The organism is Acinetobacter sp. UBA6526, assembly GCF_002434875.1.
In the GTDB taxonomy this organism is placed as follows: domain Bacteria; phylum Pseudomonadota; class Gammaproteobacteria; order Pseudomonadales; family Moraxellaceae; genus Acinetobacter; species Acinetobacter venetianus.
Window position 1 is genome coordinate 14,770 of sequence record NZ_DJLC01000241.1, and the last position, 17,614, is coordinate 32,383.

At 39.7% G+C, this 17,614-nt stretch carries 21 protein-coding genes; 12 read left to right on the top strand and 9 right to left on the bottom strand.

The features are described from left to right. Positions 1-5 precede the first annotated feature (5 nt). From B4237_RS16595 to ubiG, 6 genes are all read right to left on the bottom strand, one after another. Positions 6-998: a sulfonate ABC transporter substrate-binding protein gene (locus B4237_RS16595; RefSeq protein ID WP_286944007.1), complete on the bottom strand. Its 993-nt coding sequence runs from the start codon at positions 996-998 to the stop codon at positions 6-8. 314 nt (positions 999-1,312) lie between these two features. Further along, positions 1,313-2,668, bottom strand: a complete 1,356-nt coding sequence (gene argA / locus B4237_RS16600) for an amino-acid N-acetyltransferase (RefSeq protein WP_061398202.1) — start codon at positions 2,666-2,668, stop codon at positions 1,313-1,315. A 111-nt stretch (positions 2,669-2,779) separates the two neighbouring features. Beyond that, the gene (locus B4237_RS16605) at positions 2,780-3,166 is read right to left on the bottom strand and encodes an RcnB family protein (protein ID WP_007478180.1); all 387 of its coding nucleotides are present in this window, start codon (positions 3,164-3,166) and stop codon (positions 2,780-2,782) included. Positions 3,167-3,347: 181 nt separating this feature from the next. Further along, positions 3,348-4,094, bottom strand: a complete 747-nt coding sequence (locus tag B4237_RS16610; protein ID WP_004882160.1) for a YciK family oxidoreductase — start codon at positions 4,092-4,094, stop codon at positions 3,348-3,350. A gap of 38 nt (positions 4,095-4,132) precedes the next feature. Continuing rightward, positions 4,133-4,831 (bottom strand): HAD family hydrolase, encoded by a 699-nt coding sequence (locus B4237_RS16615; RefSeq protein WP_286944011.1) that lies wholly within the window; start codon positions 4,829-4,831, stop codon positions 4,133-4,135. Then, positions 4,831-5,544 (bottom strand): bifunctional 2-polyprenyl-6-hydroxyphenol methylase/3-demethylubiquinol 3-O-methyltransferase UbiG, encoded by a 714-nt coding sequence (gene ubiG / locus B4237_RS16620; protein ID WP_004882158.1) that lies wholly within the window; start codon positions 5,542-5,544, stop codon positions 4,831-4,833. Before ubiG ends, B4237_RS16615 begins: the two co-directional genes overlap by 1 nt. 180 nt (positions 5,545-5,724) lie before the next feature. Between ubiG and B4237_RS16625 the strand changes: the two genes are divergently transcribed. Next, positions 5,725-6,345, top strand: a complete 621-nt coding sequence (locus B4237_RS16625; RefSeq protein WP_007478185.1) for a thiol:disulfide interchange protein DsbA/DsbL — start codon at positions 5,725-5,727, stop codon at positions 6,343-6,345. Between the two features lie 51 nt (positions 6,346-6,396). On the opposite strand, the gene B4237_RS16630 is transcribed toward B4237_RS16625, so the two are convergent. Both B4237_RS16630 and B4237_RS16635 read right to left on the bottom strand, forming a co-directional pair. Beyond that, positions 6,397-7,035, bottom strand: a complete 639-nt coding sequence (locus B4237_RS16630) for a TetR/AcrR family transcriptional regulator (RefSeq protein WP_004882156.1) — start codon at positions 7,033-7,035, stop codon at positions 6,397-6,399. 107 nt (positions 7,036-7,142) lie between these two features. Continuing rightward, positions 7,143-7,793, bottom strand: a complete 651-nt coding sequence (locus tag B4237_RS16635) for a TetR family transcriptional regulator (RefSeq protein WP_286944014.1) — start codon at positions 7,791-7,793, stop codon at positions 7,143-7,145. A gap of 577 nt (positions 7,794-8,370) precedes the next feature. Here B4237_RS16635 and B4237_RS16640 point away from each other — a divergent pair. The 6 genes from B4237_RS16640 to B4237_RS16665 all read left to right on the top strand — a co-directional run bounded on the left by B4237_RS16640 (position 8,371) and on the right by B4237_RS16665 (position 14,272). Then, positions 8,371-9,396: a ferredoxin reductase gene (locus B4237_RS16640; protein WP_061519141.1), complete on the top strand. Its 1,026-nt coding sequence runs from the start codon at positions 8,371-8,373 to the stop codon at positions 9,394-9,396. A 33-nt stretch (positions 9,397-9,429) separates the two neighbouring features. Further along, on the top strand, positions 9,430-10,572 hold the full coding sequence (locus tag B4237_RS16645; protein WP_286944022.1) for a fatty acid desaturase family protein: 1,143 nt from the start codon (positions 9,430-9,432) through the stop codon (positions 10,570-10,572). Between the two features lie 97 nt (positions 10,573-10,669). Next, complete coding sequence (gene rph / locus B4237_RS16650) at positions 10,670-11,386, top strand: ribonuclease PH (protein WP_004882145.1); 717 nt, start codon at positions 10,670-10,672, stop codon at positions 11,384-11,386. 144 nt (positions 11,387-11,530) lie between these two features. Next, on the top strand, positions 11,531-11,674 hold the full coding sequence (locus B4237_RS16655; protein WP_171054742.1) for a hypothetical protein: 144 nt from the start codon (positions 11,531-11,533) through the stop codon (positions 11,672-11,674). A gap of 20 nt (positions 11,675-11,694) precedes the next feature. Next, the gene (locus tag B4237_RS16660) at positions 11,695-13,875 is read left to right on the top strand and encodes a phosphocholine-specific phospholipase C (protein WP_007478191.1); all 2,181 of its coding nucleotides are present in this window, start codon (positions 11,695-11,697) and stop codon (positions 13,873-13,875) included. A gap of 205 nt (positions 13,876-14,080) precedes the next feature. Then, the gene (locus B4237_RS16665; RefSeq protein WP_061398206.1) at positions 14,081-14,272 is read left to right on the top strand and encodes a hypothetical protein; all 192 of its coding nucleotides are present in this window, start codon (positions 14,081-14,083) and stop codon (positions 14,270-14,272) included. Here B4237_RS16665 and nadC read toward each other — a convergent pair. Beyond that, positions 14,269-15,114, bottom strand: a complete 846-nt coding sequence (nadC, locus tag B4237_RS16670) for a carboxylating nicotinate-nucleotide diphosphorylase (protein ID WP_278594971.1) — start codon at positions 15,112-15,114, stop codon at positions 14,269-14,271. The two genes, B4237_RS16665 and nadC, sit on opposite strands and share 4 nt — an antisense overlap. Positions 15,115-15,295: 181 nt before the next feature. Between nadC and B4237_RS16675 the strand changes: the two genes are divergently transcribed. From B4237_RS16675 to B4237_RS16695, 5 genes are all read left to right on the top strand, one after another. After that, complete coding sequence (locus tag B4237_RS16675; RefSeq protein ID WP_278594972.1) at positions 15,296-15,670, top strand: hypothetical protein; 375 nt, start codon at positions 15,296-15,298, stop codon at positions 15,668-15,670. Between the two features lie 130 nt (positions 15,671-15,800). Then, a complete protein-coding gene (locus B4237_RS16680; protein ID WP_278594973.1) occupies positions 15,801-16,121 on the top strand; it encodes a hypothetical protein in 321 nt (106 codons plus the stop codon). A 136-nt stretch (positions 16,122-16,257) separates the two neighbouring features. Then, the gene (locus B4237_RS16685) at positions 16,258-16,683 is read left to right on the top strand and encodes a hypothetical protein (RefSeq protein ID WP_278594974.1); all 426 of its coding nucleotides are present in this window, start codon (positions 16,258-16,260) and stop codon (positions 16,681-16,683) included. A 60-nt stretch (positions 16,684-16,743) separates the two neighbouring features. Further along, positions 16,744-17,337: a 1,6-anhydro-N-acetylmuramyl-L-alanine amidase AmpD gene (ampD, locus tag B4237_RS16690; protein ID WP_278594975.1), complete on the top strand. Its 594-nt coding sequence runs from the start codon at positions 16,744-16,746 to the stop codon at positions 17,335-17,337. A 62-nt stretch (positions 17,338-17,399) separates the two neighbouring features. Further along, the coding region (locus B4237_RS16695) for a lipid II flippase MurJ (RefSeq protein WP_286944020.1) at positions 17,400-17,614 on the top strand (215 nt) is incomplete at its 3' end.

Below are 17,614 nucleotides of genomic sequence, written 5' to 3' on the forward strand. Positions count from 1 at the left end.
TCCTATTATTGAACGTTGTTCTTTAATACGGCATCTTGAATCACAAGCTGCTTGGGAATCAGTTTTTGTGCGAAGAAAGCATCGGCAACATATTGCTGTTCTATTGCAACTTTATTAGAGATGGGTTGAACTCCGAAACCCATACGTGAAATTGAGCTTTTCAAAACATCAAACTTAAGCCCTGTTGGTTTTTCCAGTAATTTTGCTGCATCGTCAGGACGGGTTTTGACCCAATCTGTCGTTTGATTGAGTGTTGTCACCACCGTATTTAAAACCTGTGGATGACGCTCAGCAAATTGACGATCAGCCAAATAAAATTGGTGATTGCTGACAAACTGTTCCCCTGTTGCAATGACACGCGCATGAATTTGATGTTCAGCTGCGGCGAAAAATGGATCCCAAATCACCCAAGCATCTACAGCACCTTTTTCAAATGCCGCGCGGGCATCCGCTGGTGGAAGATAAACGGCTTGAATATCTTTTAAACTGAGATTGTTTGCTTCTAAGAGTTTGAGTAGAAGATAGTGAACATTGGAACCTTTATTCAGCGCCACACGTTTACCTTTCAGATCTTGGATGGACTGAATAGGAGAATTTTTTTGTACGATCAAGGCTTCGGCTTGTGGTGCTGCAGGTTGGTTCGCGACATAGACCAGATTGGGATTGGCGGCTTGAGCAAAGATTGGCGGTGCTTCACCTGCTTCGCCAAATACCACGCTACCTACATTCAGTCCTTCCAATAGTTGTGGTCCCGCAGGGAATTCCACCCATTTCACCGTGACACCTTGAGCAGCAAGATTTTTTTCTAATTCACCTTTTGCTTTAACAATCGGCAAGATGCCATACTTTTGAAAGCCGATATTTAATGTTGTGGTTTCTTGTTTTGTTGTCTCTTGCTGCTCTGGTTTTTTTGCACAACCTGCAACACCCATTACACTAACAAGACTTGCTGCAATGATTGTAGATGTTGCCCATGAACGATGAATAGAAATAGCCATGTGAGTTGCGCTCCCCGACAAATCAAAAGATTTAAATAAGATGAGCAACTAAGCTAAAACTTTTTTTATTGCATAAAAAATAACTAATTAGGCTTTGCTTATGATGAAAAAAGCAAAATAGAAGATTGCATAACTTTATCGATAGTTAGAATAAGAAAAACAATACTTTATTTAAATAAAGTATTGTTTTTATATTAAATTTTAATTTTTGGTTTAGATGGTTTTTATTTCTGATCTATTAGTTAAGCAGAGATCATGATGATGAAGAGAGCTATTTATCAGAAATAAACATATCTCTTCACCATATTTAGTCTTCATATTAGGGTCTTTTTAAACACCAAAGAATTACGCTGATAATTATAGAGTGCTTGGCGTGCATTCGGTAAATCATCTACGCTGGCAGGAATAAAGCCTTGTTCCAAGAACCAATGCGCTGTCCGAGTGGTCAGAACAAAGAGTTGCTGAATACCTTGTTGCTTGGCTTTAATTTCTAAAAATTGCAAAATCTGGCTACCACGATTGGATTTCCGATAGCTTGAATCGACAGCAACACAGGCAATTTCCGCTGAACGAATTTCATTTGATCCAGCAGGAATCGGATATAGTGCAGCGCAGGCCAAAATCATGCCGTCCCGTTCAATCACTGCAAACTGTTCAATTTCACTTTCAAGACGTTCGCGTGAGCGATAAACCAGAATACCTTCTTGTTCCAAAGGGCGAAGTAAGTTAATTAGACCACCAACATCTTGAATATTGGCAATTCGCACTTCTTCATAGTGAGCATCGGTAATCAGCGTACCAATACCATCACGGGTAAATAGCTCTTCAATCAAAGCACCATCATATGCATAAGAAATTAAATGTACGCGATGAACACCAGATAAAGAGGCTTGTTGTGCTTGCTTTAGGTGTAAAGCAAATTCTGGATATTGTTGCTGATTTTGTTGAATATAGGGTTCAAGCTGCCGAGAACTTAGTTCACGAAGTAACTGTTTTTGCTCATTCATTAGCCCTTGTTTTTCCCCAAGGAATATTAACTTATCTGCTTTCAAAGCAATCGCAGTTTTGGTCGCAACTTCTTCAGCGAGTAAGTTAAAGACTTCCCCTGTGGTTGAATAGCCTGTTGGACCAAGCAGAACAATATTGTGATTGTCTAAATGACGTTGAATGGCATCTGTATCTACGGAGCGAACTTCTCCCGTCAGCTGGAAATCAATACCTTCACGAATGCCATACGGCTTGGCTGTGACAAAATTGCCTGATACGACATCAATGCGAGCACCATACATCGGTGAGTTGGCGAGTCCCATCGACAGCAATGCTTCAATTTCGAGGCGAATTGAGCCGACAGCATTCATGACACCACGAAGAGATTCGCGAGTCGTCACGCGACGGTTTTGATGAAAAGGTGTTTCGATATGACGTTCGAGTAGATTTTGATTGATCTGTGGACGTGCTCCATGCACGAGAATCAAGCGAATACCTAAAGAATGTAGCAGCGCAATATCGTGAATAATATGTTGAAAGTTATGGTGTTGAACGGCTTCACCACCAAACATTAACACAAAAGTTTTATCACGATGCGCGTTAATATACGGTGCAGAGTGGCGAAACCAATGTACATAATCTTGCGTTGTACTATTTGAAGTTTCAGTCATTTGGTTCGCCATGTTCATCTCAGAGATACATCAATTTATCTGATTCTAACCAAAAAAATGAAAAGATAAATCTATTCTCAAACTCACGAGGCAACTTTAATTGAATTGGATGATCAAAAAAGCTTAAAAGCCCATGATGCGGATAATACTATTATCGTCTGCATTGACTAAAATAAAGTCATTATTGATTTTATACCATTGTTGGTTACGGCCTGGTTTTGGTAAATTATTATCTTTATAATCAACCTTATAACCATTTCCACGGTAGTGCTGAGGCATCACATAGCCTGCTTGCCAACGATGTTGTTTTAAACGCTCGACACCACGTTCTTCGCGCATACGACGTTCACGTTGACGATTTTCACCATCTGGACGATCAAAGCCACGACCATTTTGCCAGCCACCACCACGCTGATCTTCATCACGATCAAAATGCGGACCTGCAAAACTAGCCATACTGCTAAAGATGGTCGTTGAACCTAAAATCAAGATAATGAAAAATTTTTTCATGATGCACCTTATGTATTTCGGATGTCTCTCATGTGAACTACTGTACGTTAAAAATGCAGAGAAACTGTGAAGATCAATTCATTATTCGATTAAAATAATGAAGAGACTTTAGTCCTTTCGCTGAAAACAACATCTTTAACGACAGTGTTCAATGTTATTTAGAATTATTCTATAAAATTAATTAACCTTGTGCATCAATACTTTGCCCGTTCATCTCTAAACTATCATCACCCATAAGGTAGAGATAGGCTGGCATGATGCTATCAGGCGTTGGAAGCACTTTTGGATCTTCTTCAGGATAGGCTTTAGCACGCATTGCAGTACGTGTGCCGCCTGGGTTGATACAGTTAAAACGAATGTTTGGATACGTATTTTCTGCAGCAAAGATTTTGCTCATGGCTTCAGTTGCAACTTTAGAAACAGAATATGCTCCCCAAAGTGCACGTGCTTCACGGCCCACACTTGAGCTAGTGAATACCACAGAAGCGTGTTCCGATTTTTCAAGTAATGGCAGCAACGCTTGGGTCAATGCAAAAGGCGCACGTAAGTTGACCGCCATTACATCATCCCAAACATCAACAGGATAATGCGCAAGTTCAACTCGATCGCCGAGCATCCCTGCATTATGCAAAATGCCATCAAGGCGACCAAATTGTTGCTCAAGCGTATCGACTAAAAGTTCATAGTCGTGGCTTGAAGCCGTTGAAAGTTGTAAGGGTAAAATCGCAGGTTGGGGTGCTCCTAAGCCTTCGATTTCATCATAAATCACTTCGAGCTTATTAAGGGTACGGCCATGCAAAACAACTGTTGCGCCGTGAAGGGCATAACTCATAGCAGCAGCACGTCCGATCCCATCACCTGCACCAGTAATCAGGATAATACGATCTTTTAATAGATCAGGACGAGGTTGATATTCTGAATATTTCATTGTTATGCCTCCTGTTATGATCTTCAATATAATAATGTTTAACCCATCATACCCTGATTTTCTGACAAAACAGTGATTTTCTGTTTAAGCAGTTGATGGAGTTCAGGGATGGTTTGAATAATGGCATCAGCTTGCCATGCTGCGAGATCGTCACGTGATTCAACAGGTAAATAACCATAAGCTGCTAAGATGGTGTACATGTCCGCATTACGACCTGCATCGATGTCACGCGGATGATCGCCTACATAAATAATCTCTTGCACATCAATATTGAGCTGTTTTGCTGCAAGATACATGGGTTCAGGATCAGGTTTGGTCTTGCTGACATCCTCAGGGCAAACCAGCACTGCACAGCGTTCAGTGAGATTCAATTTTGCCAATAGTGACTCACTTAAATTGCGTGGTTTATTGGTGACAATTCCCCAAGGAATTTGATGTGCTTCAAGCTCCTCAAGCAAAGGATACATCCCTAAAAAGAGATCGGTATCGACCACAATATTGTCACCATACACATCTAAAAAGCGTTGGCGATGTGCTAAAAATACAGGATCAGTGACATCTAATTCTGGATAAACCAGTTTGACCATCGCACGCGCACCTTCAGACACTTGGGTGCGAATGGTCTCAGCATCAACAACAGGGCGTTGTTCATCACGACACATCTGCTGGATGATGCGGATAAAATCCGCAGCAGTATCGATTAAGGTACCATCAAGATCAAATAAAACAGCTTTCATTAAGCACCTGTATTCGTAGTATGAACCATATAATTCACATCAACATTTGGTGCTAACCAATAGTGTTTGGTGATTGGATTATAATGAAGCCCAGTCATTTCCTTTAAGGTCAATCCTGCATTACGAATATCATGTGCCATTTCAGAAGGGCGAATAAATTTATGATAATCATGCGTACCTTTTGGTAGTAAACGCAGCACGTATTCGGCACCAATAATGGCAAATAAATAAGATTTAGGATTGCGGTTGATGGTTGAAAAGAACACATGACCACCGGGTTTGACTAAGCTTTGGCAAGCTTTTACGATAGATGCAGGGTCAGGAACGTGTTCCATCATTTCCATGCAAGTCACTACATCGTATTGACCTGCTTGCTCTTGAGCCAGTTGCTCAACTGGAATCTGGCGATATTCAATATTTTGCACATTGTCTTGTTGTGCATGTAAGCGACCAACAGCAAGTGGTGCTTCGCCCATGTCGATACCAAGGACATTTGCACCGCGGCGAGCCATACTTTCTGCCAAAATTCCGCCACCGCAGCCGACATCGATCACTTTTTTGCCCGCTAACCCGCCAACACGTTCATCAATCCAATTTAAGCGTAATGGATTAATCTGGTGTAGAGGGCGGAACTCAGAATGTTGATCCCACCATTTGGCAGCCAGTGCTTCAAATTTTGCGATTTCTTGTGGGTCAACATTCAATTGCGACATGGTGTCACCTCTATATTTTAGGATGATTATTTCGGTTTAATCTGTTGGTAGTGTAGCGATTCTAGAAAAAAAAGCGATAAATCCAATAAAAAACTTCACAGAAGCAAAACGAATTGGTCGTGTTTGTTTTATATTTAGCATATAAACTTACGAAAAATGCTTAGAGGAAAAGCAAACTCAATGAAAAAGTTAGTATTAGGTGGTTTAAGTGCGGCTGTAATGGCATTTTCAATGAATGCAATGGCTGCGGATTTTGTTGCTGGTAAAGATTATATCGTGGTTGCAAATCCAGGTAAGACAGCTGCACCTGCAGGACAGCTCGAAGTTCGAGAATTTTTCTGGTACGGTTGCCCGCACTGCTTCAAGCTTGAGCCACATATGCAAACGTGGTTGAAGAAAATTCCAAAAGATGTTTATTTCCTTCGTACACCAGCGGCAATGAACAAAGTATGGGAACAAGGTGCGCGTGGTTACTACGTGTCTGAAGCGCTTGGCGTGCGTAAGAAAACACATATTCCTTTGTTCCATGCGATTCATGAAGGTGGTCAGCAGATTTTTGACCAAGCATCACAAGCGAAATTCTTTGCGCGTTATGGCGTCCCTGAAGCGAAATTTAATAGCATGTTTAACTCTTTCCCGATCACAGCAAAAATTGCTGAGTCAAATAAATTGGCTCAACAGTACCAGTTGACGGGTGTACCAGCAGTTGTTGTAAACGGTAAATACGTTGTACAGGGCGAAGACGGTAAAGTGACTCAAGTTATTGATTACTTATTGGAAAAAGAGCGTAAAGCAAAATAATTTGTGTTTCGCAAAGATTAAAAAAGGACTGTTAATACAGTCCTTTTTCTTTTAATTCTTTTCGTCGAGATGAAATTCTTTTAAATCAATTTGCACGGTTTGCGTTGGCAAAGAGAGCGCTTGACTGACATAGAGGTTGATTAATTTCTGACGTGAACCAATTGAACGTTGATAATAACTTGAGTTTAAAAGCAATGCAGCGCCATAAGTCAGTGACCAGATATAAGATAAATAGTCACGAATCGACATATCATAGTTCTGAGATTTTAAATATTTCTCAGTCATATCTTTCAAAGAAACAATCCGTTGCTGGCGAACTTCATAAAGCTCATCAAATAGATGCTTTAACTTTGATTCGGTCATCGTTAAATGCTCTTCGAGCTGATGCAGCAAAATCGTACGACTAGGTGCCATCAGGTGATGCAACATATAGCGAGGTGCGTATTCTTTGAAGTCAGTGTTGTACTGGTCTGAAATCTTTAGAATTTCTTTTTCATTTTGAATGATTAATTCAAGTAGCAATTCATTTTTGCTACGAAAATGCTTGTATAAAGTGCCCTTAGCAATATCTAGTTCGGCAACCAGTTCATCTAAGGTCATTTCTTGGTTGTTTTCTAATAATAATTTTTCCGCAACCTGCAAAATTTTTTCTTTACGAATTAAGAACTGGGTATGACGATCAGGATTCATGATGCTTATAAGCTCCTCATAGTGTTCTAAACGGCATCGCATAATTGTTGAACACAATCATAATGCTAAGCAATGCTTTTATATATCAAACTTTAGCTTTGATATGATCAAGCGTTTTGTGGTTCCCAATTTGAGATACCGCGGAATAATAAGCGTACTTGCGTCGCTGCATTATCAATAAAGAGGTTTTGCTGTTTCAGTAGATGATCAATCGTAAATTGTTTTGGTAAATTGATCCATGTCATTGCCCATGTAAATGACATATTAATTAAGATGGTGGATAAGACTTGCAGATCTTTGGCTTCTTTGATGTGCTTAAAGGTCTCAAGCTTGCATAAGTCGATAGCAAGGTCTTCAATTAAAAACTCAATTTCGCGTGCGATTGCGATCCGAACAGATTCTGAACCACCCCAACGCTCCGCAATCATAAACTGCCATTGTTGTGGGCTGTGGTTAACTGCCTGTACAAATAGCTCAATACTAGTACGTGTTTTCGCACCGCCACTATGCTGTAAATAACTTTGTCCAAGTTGATGAATCAAACTTTTTAAGTGCAGCGAAACTTGGTCAACAAGCTCTTGCCCCAAAGCTTCCATATCTTGGAAATGACGATAAAACGCAGTTGGTACTAAACCAACTTCACGTGCAACTTCACGCAAACTAATACTACTAAATGAGCGCCCTGAAGTACTCAGGTGGAGTGCTGCATCTAGTAGAGCCTGCCGACTTTGTTGTTTTCGTTCATCTCTAATCGACATGAATAAGACTCATTGAAACCGTACAACAGAGTCTAGCAAAAAAAACAGGATTTTTTTAGCCCTGAGCGAGGATTAAACAAAGCAACTTTTGTCCTGAGAAGCGTCTAAAGCTTCGCAAGAAGATGAACAGCTGTGCTGTGAATATGAGGATTAAACAAAGCAACTTTTGTCCTGAGAAGTATTTAAAGCTTCCCAAGAAGATGCGCAGCTATGCTGTGAATATGGGATTAAATAAAGCTACTGTGTCTTGAGAAGCCCCTCCGAAGCCTCATAAGAAGAAAACAATCTGAGTGCTGAGAAGTCTTTATCAGCTTATCAAAAAGCTGATTAGTTATTTGAACAGGAAAGGATGATTCTTAATCAAGATGCATAGATGTATTGGTGAAGGGCTGAATACATGTGATCAAAAACCATTTTCTTAATCTTTTTAAAAGCTTATTAAAAAGTATAAAAAATATTCAAAAAATTAGTGAACAAGTGTTGACTCAGTGAACACAAATAAATATAGTGTACATATGTTCACTACATGAACATTTGTTCACTCAATATAAATAGCCAGATACAAAACGAGGAACGTATGAACGCAAAGTTAGGTTATCAGCCACATTGGGTAAGAGAAGATTTCGTTGATTTTGTTTTGCAAAAAATAAAACCAACATTTGCTTGGAAACGCATTCTTGCTGAAGTGACAGCTGTGCGTCCATTAAGTACAGATATGGTTTTATTGACCTTAAAACCAAATCATAACTTTGACCTTTCTCGTGTATGTGCAGGGCAAAGTGTTTTGATTACCTTGATGATCCAAGGGGTATATCACCAACGTAGCTACTCTATTATAGATATCACTGAACAAGGTGAAATCCGTTTAGGCATTAAAGTACAAGGTCTTGTATCAAGTGCAGCACAACTTTTACATGTCGGTGAAAGTGTTGAGATTTCTCAAGCACAAGGTGATTTTGTACTCCATCAAGGACAGCAACCTGCGGTATTCATTGCCTCAGGTTCTGGGATTACTGCAATTTATTCATTAGTGAAACAAGCAATTGCACAACAGTTAAAAGAAATACATGTGGTGTACTTCAACCGTGCCGAAGTCTTCCACCAAGAAATTTTGGATTTGGCGCAGCAATATCCACAAGTGAAATATCACTTTTTTAATACTGCTGAACAAAAGCAGCATTTAGATAGTGTGTTATTAAAGCAATTGGTTCCGAATTTTGCTGAATTGCAAGCCTATGCTTGTGGTCATCACAGCATGATGCGCCAAGCACAAGAAATTTATACGCAACATGGTGTAGTCGAAAATTTCCATCAAGAGTTTTTCCAACCTGTTCAACTTGAACAGTCGAATGAAGCTCAGAACATTACATTCCGTCGTTCGCAACAAAACTTTATTGCAACGACAAATCTTTTAAGCAGTGCAGAACAAGCAGGATTACGTCCACAACATGGTTGTCGAATGGGGGTATGTAATCGTTGTAGCTGTACCAAAGTCAGTGGTGTAACGCAAAACGTGCTCACAGGTGAAATTGATGATCAGCCAAACCGTGCGATCAAATTATGTGTGAGCCAAGCCCTTAGCCCAGTCACGATTGACCTATAAAAACAAAGACATTTGAGGATTATCACAATGAATATGGCATTAGAATTTAAAGCAGCATCAAAATCAGCTCATCTAACACCAGAGCAAATAGAAGAGTTTGGTCGTCGTGTAGAACAGATTCGTTTAGATGTGATGCAGAATCTAGGTGAACAAGATTCAAAATATATTTATAAAGTACGTAATTTCGTGCGTTATACCGAAATCGCATCACGTGGCATGTTGATGTTCGGTGGTTGGATCCCACCAGTATGGTTGTTGGCGACAGCCATGCTTGGTGTGTCTAAGATCGTAGAGAATATGGAACTTGGTCATAACGTGATGCATGGTCAGTTTGACTGGTTGAATGATCCAAGTTTACGTGGCGAAGATTATGACTGGGATAATACGTGTTCAGGTAATGACTGGCGTTATACCCATAACTATATGCACCATACTTATACCAACATTGTCGGTAAAGACCATGATGTGGGATATGGCATCTTACGTGTCACGGAAGATCAGAAGTGGGAAGTGCGTCATCTGTTCAATATCCCATTGGCATTACAATTGATGTTCTTCTTCCAATGGTATGTGGGCGTGCAAAACCTGCATCTTGAAGATGCTTTGGTTTATAAAACCAAAACGTGGAAACAAGTTTGGGCAGATGCAGCTGAGTTCCGTAAGAAAGCTAAACGTCAAGTCTTAAAAGATTATGTGTTCTTTCCAGCGATTGCGACTATTAACTTTATTCCTGTATTAGCAGGGAATGCTGTGGCAAATATTATTCGTAATCTTTGGTCATCAGCCGTGATTTTTAATGGTCACTTTACTGAAGATGCTGAAACATTTGAAGCGGATAACACTGAAAATGAAAGCAAAGCAGAGTGGTACTTACGTCAGATCCGTGGTTCGAGTAACTTTACAGGCGGTAAGTGGATGCACTTTATGAGTGGTAACTTGAGCCATCAAATTGAGCATCATTTATTCCCAGATATGCCAGCCAATCGTTATGAAGAAGTTGCACCAAAAATCAGAGCTTTATGTGCTGAATATGGCGTGAACTATAACGAAGCAAACTTTATGAAACAGTTCTGGACCGTTTGGGTACGTTTAGCGAAGTGCTCATTGCCAAATGATGTGGGTGCAAACCTAACTCAAGCATTCAGCAAACTGAAAGCAAAATTGAAGCTTGCTTAAACTGGTGAATTGTAACGAATAAGTAAAACTGAAAGTACGTGTAATTGAGCTATACTATGGCGCAATGATATTTGAGCCATAGTTTTAAGGAATCGTTATGCGTATTGACCAAAGAGCATTAGACCAATTACGTGAAGTAAAAATTACGCGTAATTATACCCGTTACGCAGAAGGTTCAGTTTTGGTTGAGTTTGGTCATACCAAAGTATTGTGTACGGCGAGTATTGATAATTCAGTACCACGCTTCCTGAAAGGTCAGGGTCAAGGTTGGGTCACTGCTGAATACGGTATGTTACCGCGTTCGACACATACTCGTAGTGACCGTGAGGCAGCGCGTGGTAAGCAGACAGGTCGTACTCAGGAAATTCAACGTTTAATTGGTCGTAGCCTTCGCGCCATGGTTGATTTGAAAAAGTTGGGTGAAAACACGATTACGATTGACTGTGATGTCATCCAAGCTGACGGTGGTACACGTACTGCAGCAATCACAGGTGCAGCAGTTGCCTTGGTTGATGCGATGAATGTGTTACTGAGCAACAAAAAAATTAAACAAGACCCATTAAAGGGTTTGGTTGCAGCAATTTCGGTCGGGATGTATCAAGATGAAGTCCTACTCGATCTTTGCTACGAAGAAGATTCAAATTGCCAAACGGATTTAAACGTGGTGATGACACAAGCTGGTGAGTTTATTGAAATTCAAGGAACGGCTGAAGAAAAACCGTTCACACGCCAGCAGTGCAATGCCATGTTAGAGCTTGCAGAGAAAGGAATCTTGGAATTGATTCAGAAGCAACAGCAAGCACTCGGTTGGTAAGTTCCAGTTGATAGTGCGGGCGGTCTGGTTTTTTTAGACCGCCTTTTTTTTATCTTCGATGTCATTGAATTGCTATAAAACAATCATTCAACTGTCATTTATATTGTATTGACTATCTGCACGAATATTTTAACGGATAGTAAAATGCGAAATTTCCTTTTAGTGCTGCTGAGTAGTAGTGTCTTCTTATTAAGTGCATGTAATGACAATGATAGTGGCGATAACAATAAACCTACGCCAACACCAGAGCCGCCAACCTCGAACTGTAAAATCCATTGCGCCCCATAATAAGAATAAGGAAATAACAAATGAACCGTCGTGATTTTTTATTAAATTCAACCAAAGCACTTTTTGGAACAGCCGCTTTAACAAGCTTTCCAATGAGTATTCAAAAAGCATTAGCGATTGATGCCAAAGTAGAAACAGGAACAATTAAAGACGTTAAACATGTGGTGATTTTGACCCAAGAAAACCGTTCGTTTGATAATTATTTTGGTACCTTGAAAGGTGTACGTGGCTTTGGTGACCGTTTTACCATCCCTTTAACTCAGGGACGTAAAGTTTGGGAGCAATATGATGCGAACAAAAACAAAGTTTATCCTTACCATTTAGACAGTACACGCGGTAACGCACAGCGCGTCAGTGGAACACCGCACTCATGGACCGATGGGCAGTACGCATGGGATCATGGTCGTATGGGCAATTGGGTGCAATATAAACAACCTCAATCTATGGGTTATTACAAACAGCAAGAAGTTGAGTTTCAGTTTGCTTTAGCCAATGCCTTTACTTTATGCGATGCATATCATTGTGCGATGCACACAGGAACTAACTCAAATCGTATGTTTATTTGGACAGGAACAAATGGCCCAACTACAGGAAATGTGGCCAGTGTAGTCAATGATTTAGATGCGATAGGTCCATCAACGACAGGTTATGATTGGACAACTTATCCAGAACGTTTACAACAAGCAGGTGTAAGCTGGAAAGTTTACCAAAACATGCCAGATAACTTTACAGATAATCCTCTAGCAGGATTTAAACAGTATCGTCGTGCCAATGAATTGTCTGGGAAACCCGTCAATAACAGTACCATTTGTCCTGCCTATGATCCTGCGATTGATGCAAATCAACCATTATATAAAGGGATTGCCAACACCATGCCTGATGGCGGATTTCTTGGGACATTTAAAGAGGATATTGCCCAAGGTCAATTACCTCAAGTGAGCTGGTTGGTCGCTCCAGCGACCTATAGTGAACATCCTGGACCTTCAAGCCCAGTTCAAGGTGCTTGGTATATTCAAGAGGTTTTGAATGCTTTAACGGAGCGTCCAGAAATTTGGAGTCAGACTGTCTTTTTAATTAATTTTGATGAGAATGATGGTTTCTTCGACCATGTGCCATCACCAAGTGCACCATCTATAGATGTGTCTGGTGAGGTCTGTGGTAAGTCGACATTAACTGAAGCGCAGATGTCGTATGAATATGCAACACATGACAAGGCATCATCGGGACAGCCAAACTTTACAGATCCAAAAGTGAGTAATGGGGTTGGGGTATATGGACCAGGAATTCGTGTTCCCATGTATATCATTTCCCCTTGGAGTCGTGGTGGTTGGGTCAATTCACAAGTATTTGATCATTCTTCGGTGATTCGTTTCTTGGAACAGTGCTTTGATGTAGAAGAACCAAATATTAGTCCTTATCGTCGTGCAGTGTGTGGTGATTTAACGACAGCTTTTGATTTTGAAACACCGAATATTGTTCCATTGCCAGATCTATCAGGGAAGAAAACCAAAGCTGAAGCTGATGCAATCCGTAAAGCACAAGAAGGTTTAGCTCAGGTGAGCCGCCCGCTGAATCAAGCTTATCCAATACAAGAAACAGGCATTCGTCCATCACGTGCATTGCCATATATCCTTCATACCAGTGCCAAAGTTGATGTTGCTGCGAAAACTGTAAAGTTGATGTTCTCCAATACGGGCACACACGCAGCAGTTTTCCATGTCTATGACAAATTGAATCTGGATGCTGTACCGCGCCGCTATATGGTTGAAGCAGGCAAACAATTGGATGACATTTGGCAAACCAAAGAAAGTCGTTATGACTTATGGGTACTTGGGCCAAATGGTTTCCATCGAAGTTTTATTGGTGATTTATCTCAAGCAGAGCAGTCTGCTGCCTTACCTGAGATACGCGTATGTATGGAAGAGTGTGATCCGAAACTTTTCTTAAAAGTGCGTAATGATGCAGCTCAAACTGCAAAATTCATCGTAAAAGCCAATGCGTATTTACCAAGTCAAACATGGCAAATCGAAACAGCTGCAACAGAGAAAGAGTTAAGCTGGGATATGAGCGAGTTTGGTGGCTGGTATGATTTCACGGTGACTATGGTCAACGAGCCAAGTTATAGCCGTCGTTTTGCTGGTCGTATTGAAACAAATGAAGATTCAATTTCTGATCCATACATGGGCTTTGTTGGTTCATGATGTTTTAATTTTGCGATTGCAAAAAACAGTCTAAACACAGTTTAGGCTGTTTTTACTTTATTCTGGTTAGAGATGTAAAAACATGATGTTATCATTTTCTACATACCTTAACTGACGCATTTCATAATGTAACAGAGCACGCAAATTTGACTCATTTTGCTTTGTTAAATTTATAAAATTGAAAGAAAACAAAATAGGGATGAGAATGTTACAAGTATTTCTCGTATTTTTGACCGCAGTTACTTTTGTCTTGATGGCTGCCGACCCAAGACCTACTGATTCAACCGAAGCCAAATCAGCATGGACTGAGCGAGCTGAAGAAAGAAAAATAGAGATGCCTGAAGTTTCGGTTCAACCAAAACGTTCAGAGCAAGAGAATCAATCCGAACAAGGTTAAGCGTTAAAACGCATCGATAAATCTACGGCGGTTACATCTTTGGTGAGTACGCCCATCGAAATATAATCCACACCTGTCGTTGCGACTTCACGTAGATTTTCAATGGTGATATTACCTGATGCTTCTAATTTACAGCGTCCAGCGACATGCTTCACCGCATCAATCATTTGCTGCTGACTAAAGTTATCCAACATCACAATATCAGCCCCAGCTTCAAGCGCCTGATTCAGCTCGTCCCAAGTCTCAACTTCAACTTCAACAGGTTTACCTGGTGCAATGTCATGTGCTTTGACAATCGCTTGGGCAATACCACCAGCTGCCATGATGTGATTTTCTTTAATTAAAAATGCATCAAATAGACCTAAACGATGGTTTTGTCCACCGCCAACAGCCACAGCATATTTTTGTGCGATACGTAATCCTGGTAAGGTTTTACGCGTATCCAATAATTTTGTATTTAATCCATCAAGCTGTTTAACGTAGTTGGCTGTTTTGGTCGCAACAGCTGAAAGCGTTTGTACAAAGTTTAACGCTGGGCGCTCAACAGTGAGAAGGCTACGTGCTGAACCAGCAAGCTTTAAAAAAGCTTCATTTGCTGCAACAACATCACCTTCTTGCTTTAACCATTTAATTTGCACAGTTTCGTCATATGCCTTTATTAACGCATCAACCCAAGGTTGTCCCGCTAGAACCATCTCTTCACGAGTAATGATCGTGGCAGTCGCTTGTTCATCTACAGGTGTTAACATGGCAGTAATATCGCCATCCCCAATATCTTCTTGTAATGCTTGTTGAATATTGATTTGAATAGATTGTTCAAGCAAAGATTGAGGAATACTCATACCATTTCCAGTATATTTTTGGCCAAAAAACTTGTGCGTTATATTAGCACCCTCAACATAAAAAATAAGTATTTCGTCTCGATTATTCGTGATAAAGCATTGCATAATGAAGGTAGAGTCGTTTTAGTAGTACTGTAATTTACTTGCTATAATATTTTAGCTCATTTGTATAGGGAGAAAAATGATGACTGAATTTAATAGTAAAAATTTTGTTGAATTATATCAGACATTACAAGGACAAGAATTATGGCGATTCTTGAATACAGAAAAAGCCATTATTCAGATGAAAACGGCTAGTGATTTGAATAAACCTGCTTTACTAGGAATTGAAAAAGATTTGTTGCGATCAGGTTTAATGCAAACAAAGGAGCAAATTGAGAGTCTAGGAATAGATGGAAAAATTTATGATCGTACCAAGCAAATGTTAGGTGCAATGGTAAGACAAATCATGGAATCAGAAGGTTATAAACTACATTCAAAAAATATGCGAGTAGTGACAAGTAGTAAAATTTTCTATGCTGCAACATTGTATCGTGAGATAGAAGATAAAGAATAAGAAAATGGATCATGCATGGTAAAAAAGCGTTGCATACTAAATTATAGTGGTATAATATGCGTTCTATACTTGGGTTTATTCAATATTCTATGCCCAATAAAACTATATTTTACAGATGGGAGATACAACAATGAGTAATAATAATGGTGTAGTGTGGGGGAGCGGTATCGATACATTAGGTGTTGAGTTTCTGACAAATGTTCTCAATAACATGCAACGTCTCAGTAGCAATGCTGTACGATTTGGACAAAAGGGAATAGGTAAACGACCTAATTATCAAATTGAGCTTGCAGAAAACGAATCAAAAAAATTTAATGGTCATCATGGTGATTTTCATCGGGATGGAGTTTCAGAGGATGAGCCATTTAATCCTGAAAATTTATCAATTATTTTTAATCTTCAAAATGTGCAAATGGCTTTAGAAGCTGCAAGAAAACAAAATATTGTGTAAGCGCCAATCTTCGTAGAAACAGCCATACTTTTAATATAAATGGCTGTTTTTTTATATATTTTAATGGTGGGTATGAGAAGGAATGACTGAAATGCTAATAATTAATCCCTTATCAATGATGAGAGTTTAACTCCAGATGAATCTATTTTTAGACTGCGAATTTAATGGTTTTGGTGGTGAACTGATTTCATTGGCATTGGTCGATGAAGAGGGTCACTATTTTTATGAGGTTTTAGATTGTCCTCAACCAATGGCTTGGGTGGCTGAAAATGTGATGCCTTATCTTGGGCAGAAGACAATAACATTATTTCAATTCCAAAGAAAATTAAGACTATTTTTAAATTGGTATTCGGAGATTCATATTATTGCTGATTGGGCAGAAGATCTATCCTTATTTACCCGAAGTTTAATTGTAGGTGCAGGGCAGGCAATACTCACGCCGCCATTAACTTTGGAGTTATGGCAAGGGCAAATCTTGGTGGCTTCGGAAATTCCCCACCATGCACTTTCGGATGCTAAAGCTTTAGCCCAATCCTATCGTATTCTGCAAGATCAGCATTGATTCTCTGAAATAGATTCGTCATATTGAATCTCTTGTAAATACGATTTAACAAATATCCGAATGATAACGCCCACTCATTTTTCAGTCATTGATGGACAATTACAAGGTGCGACTCAAATAGCATCTCCAAATTTTAATGTACGTCCAGATGGCACTGATATCCAACTGATTGTAATTCATAATATTAGTTTGCCTCCTTCACAATTTGGTGGGGGCTATATTCAGCAGTTTTTTCAGAATAAATTAGATTGGTCATTGCATCCTTATTTCCAAACTATTGAGGGAATGCAAGTTTCTGCACATTTATTGATCTTGAGAACAGGTGAGGTCATCCAATTTGTGAATTTTAATGACCGTTCTTGGCATGCGGGACGTTCTAGTTATTTGGCTCAAAAAGAATGTAACGATTATTCGATTGGAATTGAGCTGGAAGGAAGTGATGATTTACCATTTGAAAAAGAACAATATCAATCACTGGTAGAGGTTGTACAAACGCTTCAGCAAGCTTATCCAAAAATTCAAAATCATATTGCAGGACATTCTGATATTGCACCGAAACGTAAGACTGATCCCGGACCATTTTTTGACTGGCAGTTGTTCCGTTTCCAATTATCAGCAGCAAAATTATCCAAAAAAACATCGTTCGATTTATGATTTCACAACGAAATTTATTTGGACTTTCATTACAATAACGCTTTTTAAAAGATAAGCCGTAGGTGAATGCGATGGCATTGTGGCGATCGACTGTCATTGTCAGTGCAATGACAATGTTATCCCGAGTGTTGGGATTGGTACGAGATGTAGTACTACTCAACGTATTTGGTGCAGGGAAGGACTTCGATACATTCGTTGTTGCATTTCGTATTCCTAATTTTTTTCGGCGTGTCCTCGCAGAAGGAGCATACAGTGCTGCATTAATCCCTGTTTTCTC